We start from the raw sequence: 16,099 nt of genomic DNA, 5'->3' as shown, positions 1-16,099 counted from the left end.
TGTGTCATTAACAATGACATTGCTATTGAGGATTTTAAATTTTTCGTGTATACTGGATGTAAAAGGTGGTGATTATATGCAGCTGTATGAAAAACTGACATTTATGATGAACCTGACACAAACATCGAACCGGATGCTGGCACGTGAACTGCAGGTCGATCCCTCCCTTATCAGCCGTCTGCGCACAGGAACCAGAGGAGTCCCACGCAACCGGGAATATCTGAAAATCATGGCACTCTATTTCACAAAACGCTGTACCACAAAATATCAGAGGCAGGCGCTCTCGGAAATGCTGGGCATCAGTCTGTCCCACACCGTTAAAAGTGATCAGCTTACGGACCTGCTCTATTACTGGCTTCTGGGCGATTCAGATGAAGTGGGGCATTTCCTGCGCACCTTTGAAACGCTTACCCTGGAGAACAGAAGCACAGATTCTCTTCCCGAATCCTGCGACATCAATACTGACAATGCACTCTACTTCGGCAGCGAAGGAAAACGCGCGGCAGCGCGTACACTCATAAGGCACCTTCTTTCTCTGGATAAGCCGTGCACCGTCTTTTTATTCGCCGATCAATCGGATGAATGGATTTCGGAAGACCCGGAGTTTCTTTGCAGCCTCCAGGACTGGGGTCTGAAACTCGTACAGCAGGGTTTTCAATTCTGTCACATCACACCCCCTGTAAGCTCTGCTGATCATGCTTTTGATTCCCTCCTGCGGTGGATCCCTGTTTATCTCACAGGACGGGCAAACGCATATTATTATCCGCGGATCCGCGACCAGGTTCACCGGCGTACACTGGTGCTGGTGCCAGGAGAGGTTGCCATGACTTCAAACTCCATTGCGGGCCGGCAGTCCGGATACGCAACCATGCTGACCACCGACCTGCGCCTGATTCAGACATATGAAACAGAATTCCAGGATTATCTGTCCCTCTGCCGTCCGATGATGGACATCTATACAATGCCGGAGAAGTTAAAACAATGTTTTACAAAATTTCTCACTTCCACCGGAACGCGTATCCAGAAGCTGCCTGCTTTGTCCGCAGAAACAGCTCCTCCCGAACTGATGGATTACTGTATTGAAAAGACAAAATATGTGGATTTAAAAAGGCTTGGCAGACTGTTTATAGATGAGATGAGGCTGATTGAAAAAGAACGGGATAAATACGAGCTGATTGATATTGTGAGCCTGGCAACTGCAGAGGAAGTCCGCGCCGGAATGGTTCCCATTATACTATCCTGCGGAATGAACAAAGAACCTCTACGTTATACGCCGGAGACCTATGTCCTTCACCTGAAAAATATCCTGCGTATCATGGAGCGCTGCGACAATTACCATTTTGTTCCTCAGAGAGAGCCATCTTATAAAGAAGGAGGACTGATGGTAAAAGAGGGGCAGCATGCGCTGCTGCTCCGTATGACGTCATCCTTTACTGTATTTGAAATTTCCCAGCCGGATATCGTATTGGTCTGCCGGGAGCATCTGTTCCGAATCGCCGACAGGTCCGGCTATATGGGAATCCACCGGATTAAAATCATATCACAGATCAGGGAATTGATACGGGAACTGCAGGTTTAACAGGAGCAAACCTGTTTTATAACAGCCGGTCAAAGCGCTTACCTGGTAAGGAGAATTCTATGATAAACCACCAATACCCCAATATCCTACCGTCTGACCTTTCCCGGCTGCCGCATATATCCGGATGAGGTTTGACTGTTCCAGTAACTCTGGTGTATCATCTCTGATTCCAGATAGGATCTGCGGTGTTTCTTCTGTAATCCAGGTTTTTGTTACAATAACAGCAAGTGATAAACATCGAAAGGTAGCAATGACCAGCTTCGCCGCAGAGGGACAGACACATGGGCATAACTGCAGGGCAAAGGAAAGTCTGACGGGTACACCTGTTCAGAAACCGAATAACATAATTCAACAGCGTCATTTTTGAAATGACGCAGAAGGGAGCTGTACCATGAACGAGATGATGAAATTTTCCAGCAGAGAGGACTTCAGAAAATGGCTGAATGAAAATTGTCTGTCAGAAGCAGGGATCTGGCTGCTGTTCGGTAAAGCAGGCGGACCCAAAACATTAAAAGCCAGTGAGGCTCTCGAAGAGGCCCTATGTTTTGGGTGGATTGACGGACAAATGCAGCGGATCGATGATGTATCCTATAAAAAATACTTTTCCCTGCGCAGAGAGAACAGTAAGTGGTCTGAGAAGAACAAAGCATTGACCGAAAAGCTGGAAAAGCAGGGCATCATGACAGATTATGGCAGACGTAAGATGGAAGAAGCTAAAAAAAATGGTCAGTGGAACGCCTCAAAACCTCCGGCAATCACAGAAGACCAGATTGCTTCTGTGTCCGAGCTGCTGAAAGAGTATGAACCGGCTTATACCAATTTCCTGTCTATGTCACCGTCAGTCAAAAAAACATATACCCGGGGGTATTTCGATGCTAAGACAGATGCGGGACGAAGCAGCCGCTTATCATGGATGGTTGAGAGGCTTAATAAAAACTTGAAACCGATGTAATTGTATTCGGTCCTTCTCCTTTAGAAAACTGATCACCTGGTTATTTCGCAGCCTGGCGACACCGCCGGGCTCCCGCCTGACCGATTTTTTATTTATATGTATTTTGAATCCGCTCTGCATGTCTCCGCTTCGTTTCTTCGGATACCTTTGTGTAAGGAATCAGCCTTTCATACATGTCATTTACTTCCTGTTCCGTATAAACATCTGCCTGACTTCTGCAACGGTTAAGAAATCCCTTCACCTGATCTGAAGTGATCACAAATACGTTTTCACTGTCAATGCTGACCTTTCTCAACCGCGAGCGATTAAAAACAATAAGAGATTTCAATTTGGATTTATCCTGTTTGAGTATCTTGTTAAGATTCTTAATATGGCTGCTGTTCTGCTTTACCGGATTATAAAAAAATGATTTCTTCCCGTTCAATGCCTGGCACCAGTTTCTGCTCTGCTCATCTCCAAAAATCCATCCCCCATAATTTTTATTTTCAACCACAAAGATCCCTTTGGTGGTCAACATGATAATATCTATTTCCGTGAGATCATTTCTATAGTTTGGCACATAACAGTTAAAGATGAATTTTTTATAATATTTTGCCTGCTTCAGTATGACTGACACCCGATATTCTCCTCTCATCCCTGTATCAGACATTACTTTCCAAAATGAAAGGCTGCTCTGCCTGCCATATTGCGAATTTTTATATTTTATGTTTTGGTACACATATGTAACTGCGATAAAAACTGTCGTTCCGATGATAATCATAATACTCAGTTTATTGATTAAATCCACCATTTCCTTATCCTCCGCATATCCTGTTCCTATTTAGTTGCCATGTTCAACTCAAGGGCAACTTGTCTAAAGAACAACGAAGAAATTGAATACATAATTACTAAATATTTCAAAACATGCCTTCTTTACGACGCAAAAAAACACCGTCCCCGGGGCTTCGCGTCCCCAAAAACAGTGCCTTTAAGTGCGCGATCAGGGGTTCGAACCCTGGACACCCTGATTAAGAGTCTGATAATTCTATGAGATATCTGTCTTTATCATTACTTAAGGTACTGATCGTAAGCTATCAAATGCTTATTGTTTGAATATTAATACAATTACTTTTTATATGTATTTTTTATCCTTTCAATATGTTTTTGTTTATCTTCCTCAGATACTTGCGTATATGGGATTAGTTTATTATGTAAATCATTTACCTCTTCTTCGGTGTAAATATTCTCTTGCTTATTACATTTACTTATGAATTTTTTGATTTGATTAATATTCATCACATGTATGTTGTCTGATTCAACAGCAATTTTTTTCAATTCCGAACGATTGAATGTAATAAGTGATTGTAAATTTGCGATATCCTGTTCAAGAACTCTATTCAAATTTTTAATATGACTTTTGTTCTGCTTTATAGGATTGTAGAAAAAGGATTTTTTCCCGTTCAGAGTCTGACACCAATTTTTACTATTTTCATCTCCGAATATCCAACCTGCATAATTTTTATTTTCTACAACAAAGATACCTTTTGTAGATAGCATTATAATATCTATTTCTGTAAGCTCATTTTTGTAATTCGGTACATAACAGTTAAATATAAATTTCTTATAAAAATTTGCTTTTTCCAGTTCATAAGAAGTTCTATATTCCCCTCTTGCACCTTTGTCTTCTATGATTTTAAAAAAGGATATTTTGCTTTGTTTACCATAAGATGAATTTTTGTATCTTTTGTTCTGGATGTAAACTTGTATACCAACAACAATAGTTACTATAAAAACAACAATTACAAAAAACTCCGTTGCCAAGTTAGCTAATTGATCCATATGAAATCTCCCTCATTTGTGTACTTTAAATTATCTTTTTAACCAATTTTTGAATTCGATGATTTCCCCGTATCTGGTATATCTAATATTTTTTTTGTTGCTTGTTGAATCCCTTCAGGTGCTAATCTGTATGCTTTTATTATTTTGCTCTCTTCATCTGTTAACTCCGATTCATTTTTTCCCGTCAATAAATATTCCATTGTTGTCCCTAGTATTTGGGAAATTTTATATAATATTGATGCGTTTGGAATTTGATTATTTTTATAATTACCTATGGCATTTTTTGATAAATTCAATTCTTTTGTAATCTGACTGTTCGTATACCCTGCCTTTTTTATGCATTCCTCCAGCCTTCTTCCAAAATAATTTTCATCAATCATTTTTTCTCCTCCTCCATCCCATTTATTTGGGATATTTTTATTGACAATCCCATTTTTTTGGGATATACTCAAAGAGTAAAACTTATCAAATAAGTATTAAATGTATAGTGTTTAATTATATCATGCTTTTATGCATGAAGGGAAGAGGGAGGATTTTATATGACAAGAATGGAGCGTTTAAAACTGGAAAATGAAGTACTGAAAAACATTATAGCCTGTGTACGGGAATGATTGGATCATGAGGATACTAATCCATATCTGACCATCGGTTCGATCAGTAGCACAATAAATTTTAATGAAAAAATGGAATGGACGTTGGAACTCGGATATGCAATTGATTTACGGGAATACAAAGAAAATGCGGTGACACGGACGGCGGGAGTTCCGGCTCCCTCCTCCCTCAAATAAAGGATTGGGCGAAATGTACAGGTTAGAGCTATTTACAAACAATTATGTCTTTCTGCTCCGGTTTGCTTATGAGACTGGCGCACTGATTCAGGTTCTCGATTCCACTGATGGCTTGAATCACTTTACTCTCAACTATTATGATTTGTTAAGTTTCAATACTGCTCAAAAATGTATGAATGAGCTGGTCAAAAAGGAGCGGTTGGATGTTTGAAAGAACGTATGTAGTTAAGATGCCTCTGCCTGTATTGCTCGATTATCATAAATACCTTACGATGCAGGTCCGGTATTATCAGGAATGCCAGGGATCAGGCTGTAAGGTGACGGCTGCCCAGTATCGGCGTTACTGCAAGATGCTGGACAGTGTCATGTCCATTCTGCAAAGTGCAGATGATTATATTCAAAGATAGAGAAGAGAGGTAAATGCTTATGAAAATGTATGGAAATTATGTTCTTGCCGGAGCGATCATGAAACCGAATTACCGCGACCCGTCCCAGACAACCCCGAAGGTACTCCTGCGTGAGATTGACGGTCTGGACACGGTGGAATGTTCCACAAATGAAGATATCTACAAGAAAGCAACTTCCCTGCCGGAATTCAGCAAAGTACAATGCTATCTCGACTACAACACGACCTTTAAGAGCCTTCGGGTACTCGATGTCAACGTTGATAAGCCACTTCCGGCGAATAAGTCGTGAGCAGAAAAGAATGCCGTCAAGGGGACGTAGTCCGAAGGCTTGCCCCTTGACGGCATGGTGTAGAACCCGGTAATCCCCCAAACTAATGATTGGTGGCAGGGTGGCGCATTTCCTACCCTGCCGCTTGTCTGCCCAACGTGAGGTGATGGCATGAATGAAACGTTAGTACAAGACTACCTGAATGCACAGGCAGCCGATACACAGACGGAAACGTCTGTATCCGGTGAGACACAGCTTTCTGATATCTATGAACTGCTGGTACGCATGGATGGTAAGATGACAGCTGATGAAGTAAAACTTCTGACGGATGAAACGTATCTGGCACAGAGTAAGGAGCTTGCTAAAACATTGACAGCGATTCAGGAAAAAACAGAGACACACCTTCAGAACCTTGAAAATATCCAGATACCGATGCTTTGCGGAATTGCCATGATCTTCGGTGCGATCTGTACCGTGATTCTCTCCCGCTTCCTGCATCATTAAGGAGGATTTTATGGATACCGTCAAAATGATTGCCCTTACTGTTTCGGATACCTCACAACTCATGGTTTCATTTATCCCGGTCGGCTTCCTTGCCAGTGCTATCCCCTTAGCCGTTGGTCTTGTCGTATCCGGTTTAGTGAAAATATTCAAACAGGCGTAAGCCGGAAAGGAGAAACCTTATGGAATCTATCGTAACAAGCTTGACATCTTCTTTTACGGAAATTGGCTCTTCCATTACCGGAGTTATCGGCTCTGTCCTCCCGATCGCACTCCCGATTATCGGCGGTATTCTGGTTGTAACAGTCAGTATTAAGGTATTTAAGAAGGTTACCGGAAAAGCCTAAGGAATTAGGTACGTAGGCAGATATGCCGAAGGGTTGGCGATTGCCAGCCCTTTTTTCATAAAAAGAAGGAGAATAAGATGCTGTCATATTTATTGTTATTTGTTGCGTTTTTATCATTTTTTTATTGTGGTCTTTATTTTGGTCTATATTACTTGGTTTTGATGCTTTTCAACATTTTTAATTTTTAGGAGGGGGAAAACAATGAAAAAGAAATGGATGAAAGTGATTACTACTCTTCTGCTCTGCCTGACACTGGTAGTTAGTTCGGCGTATATAGCTTATAAAACACCACAAGAAGTAGAAGCGATTGCAATTGTGGATGATGTTGCGATTTTATTGATGTTCTTGGCGTCGGCTGGAATTACCTATACCGGGTATGTGGATGTTGACCAAAATGTTGACAACTGGGCGCAAGATCTGCAAGGGGTTGCTGATGATGTTGCTGGTTTGATGGATGGGATTAGCTTTGATCTGGCTTATGAGGAATCAGGTATGACGAATCCAGAAACTGACCCTGACCAAGACCCGAATAATAAGCCTTCGAAGTGGGAGCAATTTAAGAACCTTGTTAAGAAGAATCTGGATAAACATGGAGGTCTTTACCTGAAAGGTGCCATTGCTACTATTTTCCTTCAAGCGAATGAAAAGCTTGTGGATATGTTGCCGAAAGGTGATTATATGGATTTTGCAACACAGGAATTGGCTAAACAAGAAAACATTACAGACCTGATACCTTATGATGAATTTTTACGTAGGTTAGAAGATAAACCGTATTATTTTATGCTTGTCGGCACTGCTAAAGGGGGTACCGAAAAGACGGTTACAATTATGATGCAGAAAGACCCGTTTGCTCTTATGCGTGCGGATAAGGGTCCGTATTATGGTGCGTATACCCAATCTCGTGGTAGCAATCGTTATACATATTCTGATGGTGCGTGGAAAACTACAAATACGCCTCTAATGACTTATTATGAAATTAACCCTAATTATGCTTACTCTATATCTTCCAATGTTCCTGTTTTTCCTTGGGGTGACAGTGGATTTACAGATTATTATAATGCACATTGTATTGAGCAGGAGCCTTATGTGGCAAAACCCGCAAGTAAGTTAAATAATTCCAATATTGCTCTTACTTCTAAGGCGCAGGAATCGCCGGAAGTACAGGAATTGCCGAAACAAGTTTATATGCCTTCAAAGTCGCAATTGCAGGATTATATTAACCAGCTTCAGAACGCGCAGTCAACTGCTGAACGACAGTCTGCTGTTGATAACTTTGTTAATACGATCACGACACCTGTTACGGATCCGGGCACAGATCCGGGAAATCCTGACAATCCAGATATAACACCAACTCCCCCGCCGGAACAACCAGATAATCCAGATAATGAATCATTCACAGCTGATCTTAAGACACTCTTTCCTTTTTGCATTCCATTTGATTTGATGCACACCTTTGAACTTCTGGATGCAGAACCACAAGTCCCGACTTTTACACTTCCGTTTCATGTTGAGTTTCGGGGGAAAGTCTTAGCAGATGAAAAATGGATTATTGACTTTCAAGACTATGATTCGGTTGTAAAGATATTTCGGATACTGGAAACATTAGGTTTCTGTGTGGCTTTAATACTTTCTACACGTACACTGATTAAAGGATAGGGAGGATTTGATGGAGATTGTTACAAAGTTCTTGGACTGGGTATTAAAGTTACTGCCTACAAGTCCGTTTTCGGCATTTCTGGACAGTTTAGAAGCACTTCCCTATCTTGGCTACCTGAATTATTTTATTCCTGTAGGAATGTTCCTGAAGATTGGCTCGGCTTGGTTGGTTGCGATTGGATTCTTCTATCTTTACAGTATTATTTTAAGGTGGATACGGGCGATTGAATAGCGTATGCAACCGAAGAAGGAGGTAAACATGATTATGTTATACAGCGGGACTCCCAGAAGTGGGAAGTCCTTGCATATCGCAAGAAATATCAGAAACTGGCTGACGTATGGTTTTCCGGTGATCTGCAACTTTCCGATCGCGACGGAAAAGATACCGCATAAACGTGCAGATTTTCAGTATTTGCCGAATCTGAAATTGACACCTCGGATGCTGATTAATTACTCGAATACCTATTTTAAAGACAAGAAGTTCTCCATCGCGAAAAAGGAAGGGCATATCAAAATTGTGATTGATGAAGCCCAACGGATATTCAACGCCCGGGACTGGGGCCGTCAAGGTCGGAGTGACTGGCTTGAGTTTTTCACATTGCATGGGCATTTGGGCTTTGATATCATCCTGATTGCACAGTTTGACCGGATGCTTGACCGCCAGATACGCGCCCTAATTGAGTATGAATATATTCACCGGAAGATGTCCAACTTTGGCTATAAAGGTAAGATTATCACGGCATTGGCACTTGGCGAACTGTTTATTGCTGTCAAAGTCTGGTATCCCATGCATGAGAAAGTAGGAAGTGAGTGTTTTCGGAAGCATAAGAAATATTACTCGATCTATGATACTCATGCAAGTATTGAGGAGTTCGATAAAAGAGTTGTTGTAGTCAATGACTGCTCTCCTGCCCCATCACCTCTGTCACTTGAGGATGGGGGTCAGGGGGACCCGTCCGATGGTGGCGGGGGTGCTGGGGCAGCAGGGGCTTATACTTGACTATAGCAACACTTAAGTGTATTTTTTAAATTTTGAGGTGAGGATATGTATAATCTGAGGGTGAAAGATTATGGCAATGGACAGATTCAGACGTCAATTTACTCCCATCTGGTCTACACTGGTGAGAAGAAAATAGAGAATGTACCAGAGTATAAAGAGACTCCGTTCGGTGAAAAAGCACGTGTGGTTAACGACTTTGAATCAATTGCTGATGAGCACGAAAGAAGCGTTCAAAATTCGATGAAACGGGCAAAGAATAAAATCTATGACTTGAGTCGTTCCAATGAATGGGACTGGTTCGTCACAATTACCTTTGATGCAAAAAAAGTCGACCGTTATGATTATTCTGTGTGTACCAAAAAATTGTCAGATTGGTTAAAAAACTTGAAAAGGGATTGTGGGGATGACTTTAAATATTTGATCGTGCCGGAACGTCACAAAGATGGGGCGTTTCACTTCCATGGATTGATGAGTGATTCTGAACATCTACGGATGGAATTTTCCGGTCATTATACCAAAGATAAAGAACCGATCTATAATATCGGGCGATACAAGTTTGGTTTTACCACTGCAACCCGCGTAAAGAATAACGAAGCTGCAACGAAATACATAACAAAATATACAACAAAAGATTTAATGGAACATACAAAGAACAAACGGAAGTACTGGCATAGCAGGAACCTGAATACCCCAAAAGAGTATACTGCCATTCTGGATGCATCAGACCTTTATGCCCTGCATGATGAACTTGTCCAGGACGATGTCCGGAACTTTAAGCAGCTTTATTATGAAATTGGCGTAGAAGCGCGTACTGTTTTTTACTATGAGCATATTGTCAAAGATGGGATTGGTTATGATCTGTCACTGTTCGCCCAGGGGGATACTTATGACACTGCAAACAGCGTTTGAAAGTTTTATGTTTGAGAAACATCTGCATGGCTTGTCTGACAAGTCTTTGTACAATTATCGGTGCTTTATTACACCTTTTGTATTAGTGTGTGATAAATCGGTGGAAACACTGACCTATCAGGATGTGCAGCGTTATATTCTACAGTTAATGGAACGTGAACTTGCACGGGCTACACTTTCCACGTATATCAGGAACCTTAAGATATTTGTCCGCTGGCTCTGTGATAATTATGGATGCCCGGCTGATTATCGGCGTATCAAGGTGCCAAAGTCACCAAAAAAGACTTTAGATATTTATTCTGAGGAAGATATCCGCCTGATCTTCGATTCTGTCCAGACTTCCGTTTCTTGGGTTACCATACGGAACCGGGCGATAATCTCCTTGATGCTGGATGCCGGAGTGCGGCAAAATGAAGTCTGTACCTTATTACGCAAAAATGTCCATGTACGTGAACAATATGTAAAAGTCTTTGGAAAAGGTCAGAAAGAACGGATTGTCTCGATCGGGAAAGTGACCATTGCATTTTTCCGGAAATACTGGTCGAAATGTCCTTTTGAAAGCTCATATGCATTCGTGTCCCACCGTGGTGAACAGGTTACTACGGATTCGGTGAAGCATATGATGTATAAGATGTCGAAGAGGCTGCCCTTTGAGTTCTCATCCCACAAGCTCCGGCACAATTTTGCAACAAACTACTGTCTCGATCAGTATGAACGTTATGGGCGCATTGATATTTATCGGCTAATGGTTCTGATGGGTCATGAAGAGATTAACACGACTCGGCGTTACCTGCATGTTGCCAATCAGGTGATCGCGACACGTGAAAACTTATCGCATATGGATAAAATATTTTGGAAATCCCATAACACCTGATTCGCATATTTTCACATACAAAAAAACACCGTCCCCGGGGCTTCGCGTCCCCAAAAACAGTGCCTTTAAGTGCGCGATCAGGGGTTCGAACCCTGGACACCCTGATTAAGAGTCAGGTGCTCTGCCAGCTGAGCTAATCGCGCTTATTTATTCAATTTTTTATTTTTCGACGCAAAAGTTATTATAATAGATAGGGGTTGAAAAATCAACCCCTATTTTTATATTTTTTTAATTTTTTTGTCAGATATATGATCTACAGCACAGATTCCAATTCTGCCTCAATCTCTTCTTTTGCCCGCATCCCCACTATTTTGGCTGCAAGCTCTCCGTTTTTAAACACAATGAGTGTCGGTATGGACATAACCTTATAGCGCTCAGCCAGCGCCGGGGCTGTATCAATGTTGACCTTTGCCACTTTCAATCTGCCACTGTATTCTCCGGCAATCTCTTCTATGACTGGAGCCATCATTTTGCAGGGACCGCACCAGTCTGCATACATATCAACCAGTACCGGTTCACTGCCTTCTTTCAGCTGTTCATCAAAATTTTCCTGATTCCATTCGTATACCATAAAAACCTCCTTTGTCGCCGCGGGGGAACAGTGTGACTATTTCCCCGGCTTACCGCTGTTTTTTTGTTTTTTGTTCATTAGCTGACTCAGCTGATCGACAGACTGCTGAAGATGACACAGTGTATCGTCCAGCTTCTTATTTTTATATGCCCACTGCATCATTGATGCACGCATACCACGGTTACGGGCCATAAACCTCATTCCTTAATACTCTTTCTATAGTATATGAATTTTTTTCAAAAGCTATCCGGCTATAACCGGTTTTGCCATAACCATTTTGTAAATAGGGTTTCCCAGGGATGAAAATTTTTCTTCATATTCTGTCATGATATTGCCAGCGCACATATCCGGAGTGTGATGCAGGTCAAATGTATGCTCCTGAAGTTCCCAGCCTGCTTCTTTTACCTCTTCCAGAGAAAACGCAAAGAGATCACGGTTGTCCGTTTTAAACTCTATTCTCCCCTCAGGTTTCAGAATTTTTTCATACCGTTCAAGAAACTGGCGCGAAGTCAGACGGCGCTTTGCATGTCTGTCCTTTGGCCACGGATCTGAAAAATTCAAGTAGATCCTGTCCACTTCTCCCGCCGCAAATATTTCCGGCAGTTCTCTCGCGTCCATTCTCAGGAAATAGAGATTAGATAATTCATCTGCTGTCTCTTCGCGCTTCTGAATAGCTCTCAGCAGCACGCTGTCATACATTTCAATTCCTATATAATTAATATCGGGATGAGCACGGGCCATATCCATTATGAAGCGTCCTTTTCCCATTCCAACTTCAAGATGCAGCGGCTGTGCTATGGGAAACAGACCGTTCCATCTGCCCTTTTGCATCTGTGCATCGTGCACTACGTAACTACTGTTTTCGATGATTTCTTTTGAGCCCGGTATATTTCTTAATCTCATATTCTGTTCCCTCTATATTCTTTATGTGTCTCAATACTACTACAAAAACGGGTCAAAAAAAAGACATATACTCCATTTTTGTGCAAATTGTACAGGACCGCCGGTCAGATGACATTTTTTCTAATTAGGTATAGTAATTTTTCTAAAAAGGTGTATTATAAAGTGAAGAAGAAAATGATTACCTATTTAAGGAGGCACTCATGGAAACAGTCATTAAAAAGTTATCTGAAATTGAAGTTGCCGCTAAGAAAATAATGGATAACGCAAATGCGGAGTTGAAGGTTCTGGATGCCAGGATGCAGGAAAATTCCGATGCTTTTGATGCTCAGGTTGAAGCTGATACCAGGCGCCGTCTCGGAGAACTTCGTGATAACCTGGAAAAGGAAAATAATGCGGCCTTAAAAAAACTGAAAGATGATACAGAAAAGGGGCTATCCTATTTAAATCAGTACTATGAGGAGCATCACGAAGCACTTGCTGATGAAATAGTCAAAAAAATAATCGGGGTGTAGTCTTATGAAAAAAATGCTGTCATACAGCGGCCTCGTAACAAAGATACGTGCCATGCAGAGCAACCTGCTGACGGATGACCAGTATCGGGAGCTTGCGGAGATATCTTCTGTCCCTCTGGCCGTCGCCTATCTGAAGCAGCGGCCCGCGTACAGTCAGATCTGGGCGTCGCTCGACGAAAACGATCTGCACCGGGGTCAGATTGAGAAACTGCTGATCAACGCAGTCTATAATGATTTTGCCCGGCTGTACCGCTTTGCGAATATGGAACAGCGTAAATTTCTGGATCTTTATTTTAAACGTTATGAGATCTCTCTTCTGAAAAACTGCCTGAACAAAATATTTGACCACCGTGAGGTAGATCTGGACCTGTCCATGTTCAAATCATTTTTTGACAGGCATTCAGAGCTTGATATCAGCCTGCTGGCTGCATCAGGCTCAATAGAGGAGTTCATTGCAAACCTAAAGGGCACGGAATATTACGAGCCGCTCAATCATCTGCGGGAAATCGAATCCCCGACACTGTTCGACTACGAGACAGCGCTGGATTTATATTATTTCCGCATCATATGGAAAATAAAAGACAAGATTTTTGCCGGAACAGATTTAGAGCAGGTCAGAGCCGCATACGGCAACAAATTTGACCTGCTGAACCTGCAGTGGATCCACCGTTCCCGAAAGTTTTATAACATGTCATCTACCGATATCTATGCACTGATCATACCGATCCACTATAAGCTGAAGAAAGAAGAGATCGCCGCTTTAGTGGAAGCTGAGAATGATGCTGCTTTTGAAGATATTTTAAGCAAAACATATTACGGAAAGCATTACGAGATGCTTTCACCAGACACCATCGAAGATATGTATATCTACATCATGAAGCATGTACTTACGAAAGAATCCCGCCGGGATCCCTATTCGGTTGCTTCCATGTACTATTATCTTTACTTTAAGGATCATGAGATCCGACGTCTGACTGTGGCCCTGGAGTGTATCCGATACAGCATTCCTCCAGAAACTACGGTACAGCATATATTCAAATTTTAACGAACCCGGAGGTGTACTTCATTGATTGAAAAAATGAAATTCATAAGCATCACCGGTCCAAAAACGGATATTGACCGTGTCGTAAAAGAATATCTGTCAAAGTATGAAATCCATCTTGAAAATGCCCTCACAGAACTGCAGGGTGTACAGAATCTGGACCCCTTCATTCAGATCAATCCATATAAGGATTCCCTGAATAAGGTCAATGAATTCTGCAATCTGTTCGATGCACAGTCCACAGCAGCCGGCAGTCAGCTATCACTTGAGGATTCTCTTAAACTGGTAACAGAAACAGACAGAAACTATACGGAATACAATACCGGCCTTTTGGATCTGGAACAGCAGCGTACGCAGCTGGAAGAATCCATGAAACGGATACAGCCGTTTCGTGACCTTCACTATAACCTGTCTTCACTTTTAAATTTTGAATTTATCCGTTTCCGTTTCGGGCGGATAGAGAAGGAATACTACAGTAAATTTCGGGATTATGTATATGCAAATTTTGATACATTTTTCCATCCCTGCGGCGAAGATGATACTTATATCTGGGGTGCTTATTTCTGTCCGAGAGCACAGCTTCAGAAAATTGACGCAGTATACGCGTCCATGCATTTTGAAAGAATTTATCTTCCCGATGAATATTCCGGAACCCCGGATGAGGCATTCAACTCGATCGAAAAAGATCTTGAAGAGGTTAACTCCAGGATCAAAAACCTGAAGAACAAAATGAAAAGCCTCATGCATGACAACGCTTCCGGTCTCCTTGCCGCACAGAGCACGCTTTCGTCCTATTCAACCAATTTTGATGTGCGCAAACTTGCCGCGTGTACCAAAGACGAATACGAGGTGTTTTATATTCTCTGCGGCTGGATGACAGAAAAAGACTCCATCGCGTTCCGTCATGATATCAGGAACGATGAAAATATCTACTGCTTCATGGAAGATGAAAACGGCCATGATCTGGGAACTCCGCCTACCAAACTGAAAAATCCAAAACTGATCCGTCCTTTTGAAATGTTCATACGGATGTACGGACTTCCTGCCTATAATGAGATTGACCCGACGATTTTCGTATCCATTACGTATGCCTTTATCTTTGGATGGATGTTCGGCGATGTCGGTCAGGGACTGTGCCTGTTTATCGGCGGTCTGATTCTTTACAGGCTTAAAAAAATGGATCTGGCAGCGATCATCAGTACGGCGGGTATCTTCTCAACATTTTTCGGCTTTCTGTTCGGCAGTTTCTTCGGCTTTGAATCGGATCACCCGTTATGGTTGAAACCCAAGGAAGCGACGATGACACTGCCATTTATCGGCACACTGAATACTGTGTTTGTCGTTGCGATAGCATTTGGAATGTTCCTTATTATCGTAGCAATGATCTTCCACATTATCAATGCCGTTAAGGCAAAGGACACAGAAAATATCTGGTTTGACCACAATGCCGTAGCAGGCCTGATCTTCTACGGGGCAGTCGTAGCAGTCGCTGTACTGTTCATGACCGGTCATACACTTCCGGCAGCCATTGTTCTGATCATCATGTTTGTGGCACCGCTGCTTTTGATTCTATTCAAGGAGCCTCTGACAAACCTGGTAAAGAAAAAATCAGAGATCATGCCGGGTTCAAAAGGGATGTTTTTTGTACAGGGCTTTTTCGAGCTCTTTGAAGTTTTGCTGAGTTACTTCTCCAATACACTCTCATTTGTGCGTATCGGTGCGTTTGCAGTCAGCCACGCCGCAATGATGGAAGTAGTTTTAAGTCTGGCAGGCGCTGAATCTGCTGGCGGCACTAACTGGATTGTAATCATACTCGGAAATATATTTGTCTGCGGACTGGAAGGACTGATCGTTGGCATCCAGGTTCTTCGTCTTGAATACTATGAACTATTCAGCCGTTTCTATAAAGGTAATGGACGTGAATTCTGTCCCTTCATTAAACGGCAACATAAATAAAAAAAAGAACATATCA

At 42.0% G+C, this 16,099-nt stretch carries 21 protein-coding genes and 1 tRNA gene; 15 read left to right on the top strand and 7 right to left on the bottom strand.

Features of this window, described 5'->3' with window-relative positions; genetic code table 11:
• Positions 1 to 76 precede the first annotated feature (76 nt).
• Both MCG98_RS04335 and MCG98_RS04330 read left to right on the top strand, forming a co-directional pair.
• Positions 77 to 1,579 (top strand): hypothetical protein, encoded by a 1,503-nt coding sequence (locus MCG98_RS04335; protein WP_240300604.1) that lies wholly within the window; start codon positions 77 to 79, stop codon positions 1,577 to 1,579.
• Between the two features lie 391 nt (positions 1,580 to 1,970).
• Positions 1,971 to 2,531, top strand: coding sequence for a YdeI/OmpD-associated family protein (locus tag MCG98_RS04330; RefSeq protein WP_240300603.1), 561 nt, complete (start codon positions 1,971 to 1,973; stop codon positions 2,529 to 2,531).
• 88 nt (positions 2,532 to 2,619) lie between these two features.
• Here the strand turns inward: MCG98_RS04330 and MCG98_RS04325 are convergent, their stop codons facing one another.
• The 3 genes from MCG98_RS04325 to MCG98_RS04315 all read right to left on the bottom strand — a co-directional run bounded on the left by MCG98_RS04325 (position 2,620) and on the right by MCG98_RS04315 (position 4,729).
• Positions 2,620 to 3,321 carry a nuclease-related domain-containing protein gene (locus tag MCG98_RS04325; RefSeq protein ID WP_240300602.1) on the bottom strand — a complete coding sequence of 234 codons (702 nt, stop codon included), beginning with the start codon at positions 3,319 to 3,321 and terminating at the stop codon, positions 2,620 to 2,622.
• Between the two features lie 314 nt (positions 3,322 to 3,635).
• Complete coding sequence (locus MCG98_RS04320) at positions 3,636 to 4,349, bottom strand: nuclease-related domain-containing protein (RefSeq protein ID WP_240300601.1); 714 nt, start codon at positions 4,347 to 4,349, stop codon at positions 3,636 to 3,638.
• A 38-nt stretch (positions 4,350 to 4,387) separates the two neighbouring features.
• On the bottom strand, positions 4,388 to 4,729 hold the full coding sequence (locus MCG98_RS04315; RefSeq protein ID WP_240300600.1) for a helix-turn-helix transcriptional regulator: 342 nt from the start codon (positions 4,727 to 4,729) through the stop codon (positions 4,388 to 4,390).
• Positions 4,730 to 5,340: 611 nt separating this feature from the next.
• Here MCG98_RS04315 and MCG98_RS04310 point away from each other — a divergent pair.
• From MCG98_RS04310 to MCG98_RS04265, 10 genes are all read left to right on the top strand, one after another.
• On the top strand, positions 5,341 to 5,544 hold the full coding sequence (locus MCG98_RS04310) for a hypothetical protein (protein WP_240300599.1): 204 nt from the start codon (positions 5,341 to 5,343) through the stop codon (positions 5,542 to 5,544).
• A gap of 19 nt (positions 5,545 to 5,563) precedes the next feature.
• The gene (locus MCG98_RS04305; protein WP_240300598.1) at positions 5,564 to 5,833 is read left to right on the top strand and encodes a hypothetical protein; all 270 of its coding nucleotides are present in this window, start codon (positions 5,564 to 5,566) and stop codon (positions 5,831 to 5,833) included.
• Between the two features lie 150 nt (positions 5,834 to 5,983).
• A complete protein-coding gene (locus tag MCG98_RS04300; protein WP_240300597.1) occupies positions 5,984 to 6,316 on the top strand; it encodes a hypothetical protein in 333 nt (110 codons plus the stop codon).
• Between the two features lie 10 nt (positions 6,317 to 6,326).
• On the top strand, positions 6,327 to 6,476 hold the full coding sequence (locus MCG98_RS04295) for a hypothetical protein (protein ID WP_240300596.1): 150 nt from the start codon (positions 6,327 to 6,329) through the stop codon (positions 6,474 to 6,476).
• Between the two features lie 19 nt (positions 6,477 to 6,495).
• On the top strand, positions 6,496 to 6,660 hold the full coding sequence (locus MCG98_RS04290) for a major coat protein (RefSeq protein ID WP_240300595.1): 165 nt from the start codon (positions 6,496 to 6,498) through the stop codon (positions 6,658 to 6,660).
• Positions 6,661 to 6,861: 201 nt separating this feature from the next.
• Positions 6,862 to 8,316, top strand: coding sequence for a med21 domain-containing protein (locus MCG98_RS04285; RefSeq protein ID WP_240300594.1), 1,455 nt, complete (start codon positions 6,862 to 6,864; stop codon positions 8,314 to 8,316).
• Between the two features lie 10 nt (positions 8,317 to 8,326).
• Entirely contained in the window at positions 8,327 to 8,548 is a 222-nt protein-coding gene (locus MCG98_RS04280) for a hypothetical protein (RefSeq protein WP_240300593.1), read from the top strand.
• A gap of 27 nt (positions 8,549 to 8,575) precedes the next feature.
• Positions 8,576 to 9,316: a zonular occludens toxin domain-containing protein gene (locus MCG98_RS04275; protein WP_240300592.1), complete on the top strand. Its 741-nt coding sequence runs from the start codon at positions 8,576 to 8,578 to the stop codon at positions 9,314 to 9,316.
• Positions 9,317 to 9,361: 45 nt separating this feature from the next.
• Positions 9,362 to 10,225 carry a hypothetical protein gene (locus MCG98_RS04270; protein WP_240300591.1) on the top strand — a complete coding sequence of 288 codons (864 nt, stop codon included), beginning with the start codon at positions 9,362 to 9,364 and terminating at the stop codon, positions 10,223 to 10,225.
• Positions 10,203 to 11,099 carry a tyrosine-type recombinase/integrase gene (locus tag MCG98_RS04265; RefSeq protein ID WP_240300590.1) on the top strand — a complete coding sequence of 299 codons (897 nt, stop codon included), beginning with the start codon at positions 10,203 to 10,205 and terminating at the stop codon, positions 11,097 to 11,099. The genes MCG98_RS04270 and MCG98_RS04265 overlap by 23 nt, the downstream gene beginning before the upstream one ends.
• Before the next feature lie 70 nt (positions 11,100 to 11,169).
• Here the strand turns inward: MCG98_RS04265 and MCG98_RS04260 are convergent.
• The 4 genes from MCG98_RS04260 to trmB form a co-directional block, all read right to left on the bottom strand.
• A tRNA-Lys gene (locus MCG98_RS04260) sits at positions 11,170 to 11,242 on the bottom strand.
• 110 nt (positions 11,243 to 11,352) lie between these two features.
• Positions 11,353 to 11,670, bottom strand: a complete 318-nt coding sequence (trxA, locus tag MCG98_RS04255) for a thioredoxin (RefSeq protein ID WP_240300589.1) — start codon at positions 11,668 to 11,670, stop codon at positions 11,353 to 11,355.
• Positions 11,671 to 11,706: 36 nt separating this feature from the next.
• Positions 11,707 to 11,862 carry a hypothetical protein gene (locus MCG98_RS04250; RefSeq protein ID WP_240300588.1) on the bottom strand — a complete coding sequence of 52 codons (156 nt, stop codon included), beginning with the start codon at positions 11,860 to 11,862 and terminating at the stop codon, positions 11,707 to 11,709.
• Positions 11,863 to 11,913: 51 nt separating this feature from the next.
• Positions 11,914 to 12,573, bottom strand: a complete 660-nt coding sequence (gene trmB, locus MCG98_RS04245) for a tRNA (guanosine(46)-N7)-methyltransferase TrmB (RefSeq protein ID WP_240300587.1) — start codon at positions 12,571 to 12,573, stop codon at positions 11,914 to 11,916.
• A gap of 200 nt (positions 12,574 to 12,773) precedes the next feature.
• Here trmB and MCG98_RS04240 point away from each other — a divergent pair, with 200 nt between their 5' ends.
• From MCG98_RS04240 to MCG98_RS04230, 3 genes are read left to right on the top strand one after another with little or no spacing between them, the layout of a single operon-like run.
• Complete coding sequence (locus MCG98_RS04240) at positions 12,774 to 13,085, top strand: hypothetical protein (RefSeq protein ID WP_240300586.1); 312 nt, start codon at positions 12,774 to 12,776, stop codon at positions 13,083 to 13,085.
• 4 nt (positions 13,086 to 13,089) lie between these two features.
• Complete coding sequence (locus MCG98_RS04235; protein ID WP_240300585.1) at positions 13,090 to 14,130, top strand: V-type ATPase subunit; 1,041 nt, start codon at positions 13,090 to 13,092, stop codon at positions 14,128 to 14,130.
• A gap of 21 nt (positions 14,131 to 14,151) precedes the next feature.
• Entirely contained in the window at positions 14,152 to 16,083 is a 1,932-nt protein-coding gene (locus MCG98_RS04230) for a V-type ATPase 116kDa subunit family protein (protein ID WP_240300584.1), read from the top strand.
• Positions 16,084 to 16,099 lie beyond the last annotated feature (16 nt).

Source organism: Ruminococcus sp. OA3 (assembly GCF_022440845.1).
Lineage (GTDB): Bacteria > Bacillota > Clostridia > Lachnospirales > Lachnospiraceae > Ruminococcus_G.
This window is presented reverse-complemented; position numbering and strand designations above follow the sequence as displayed.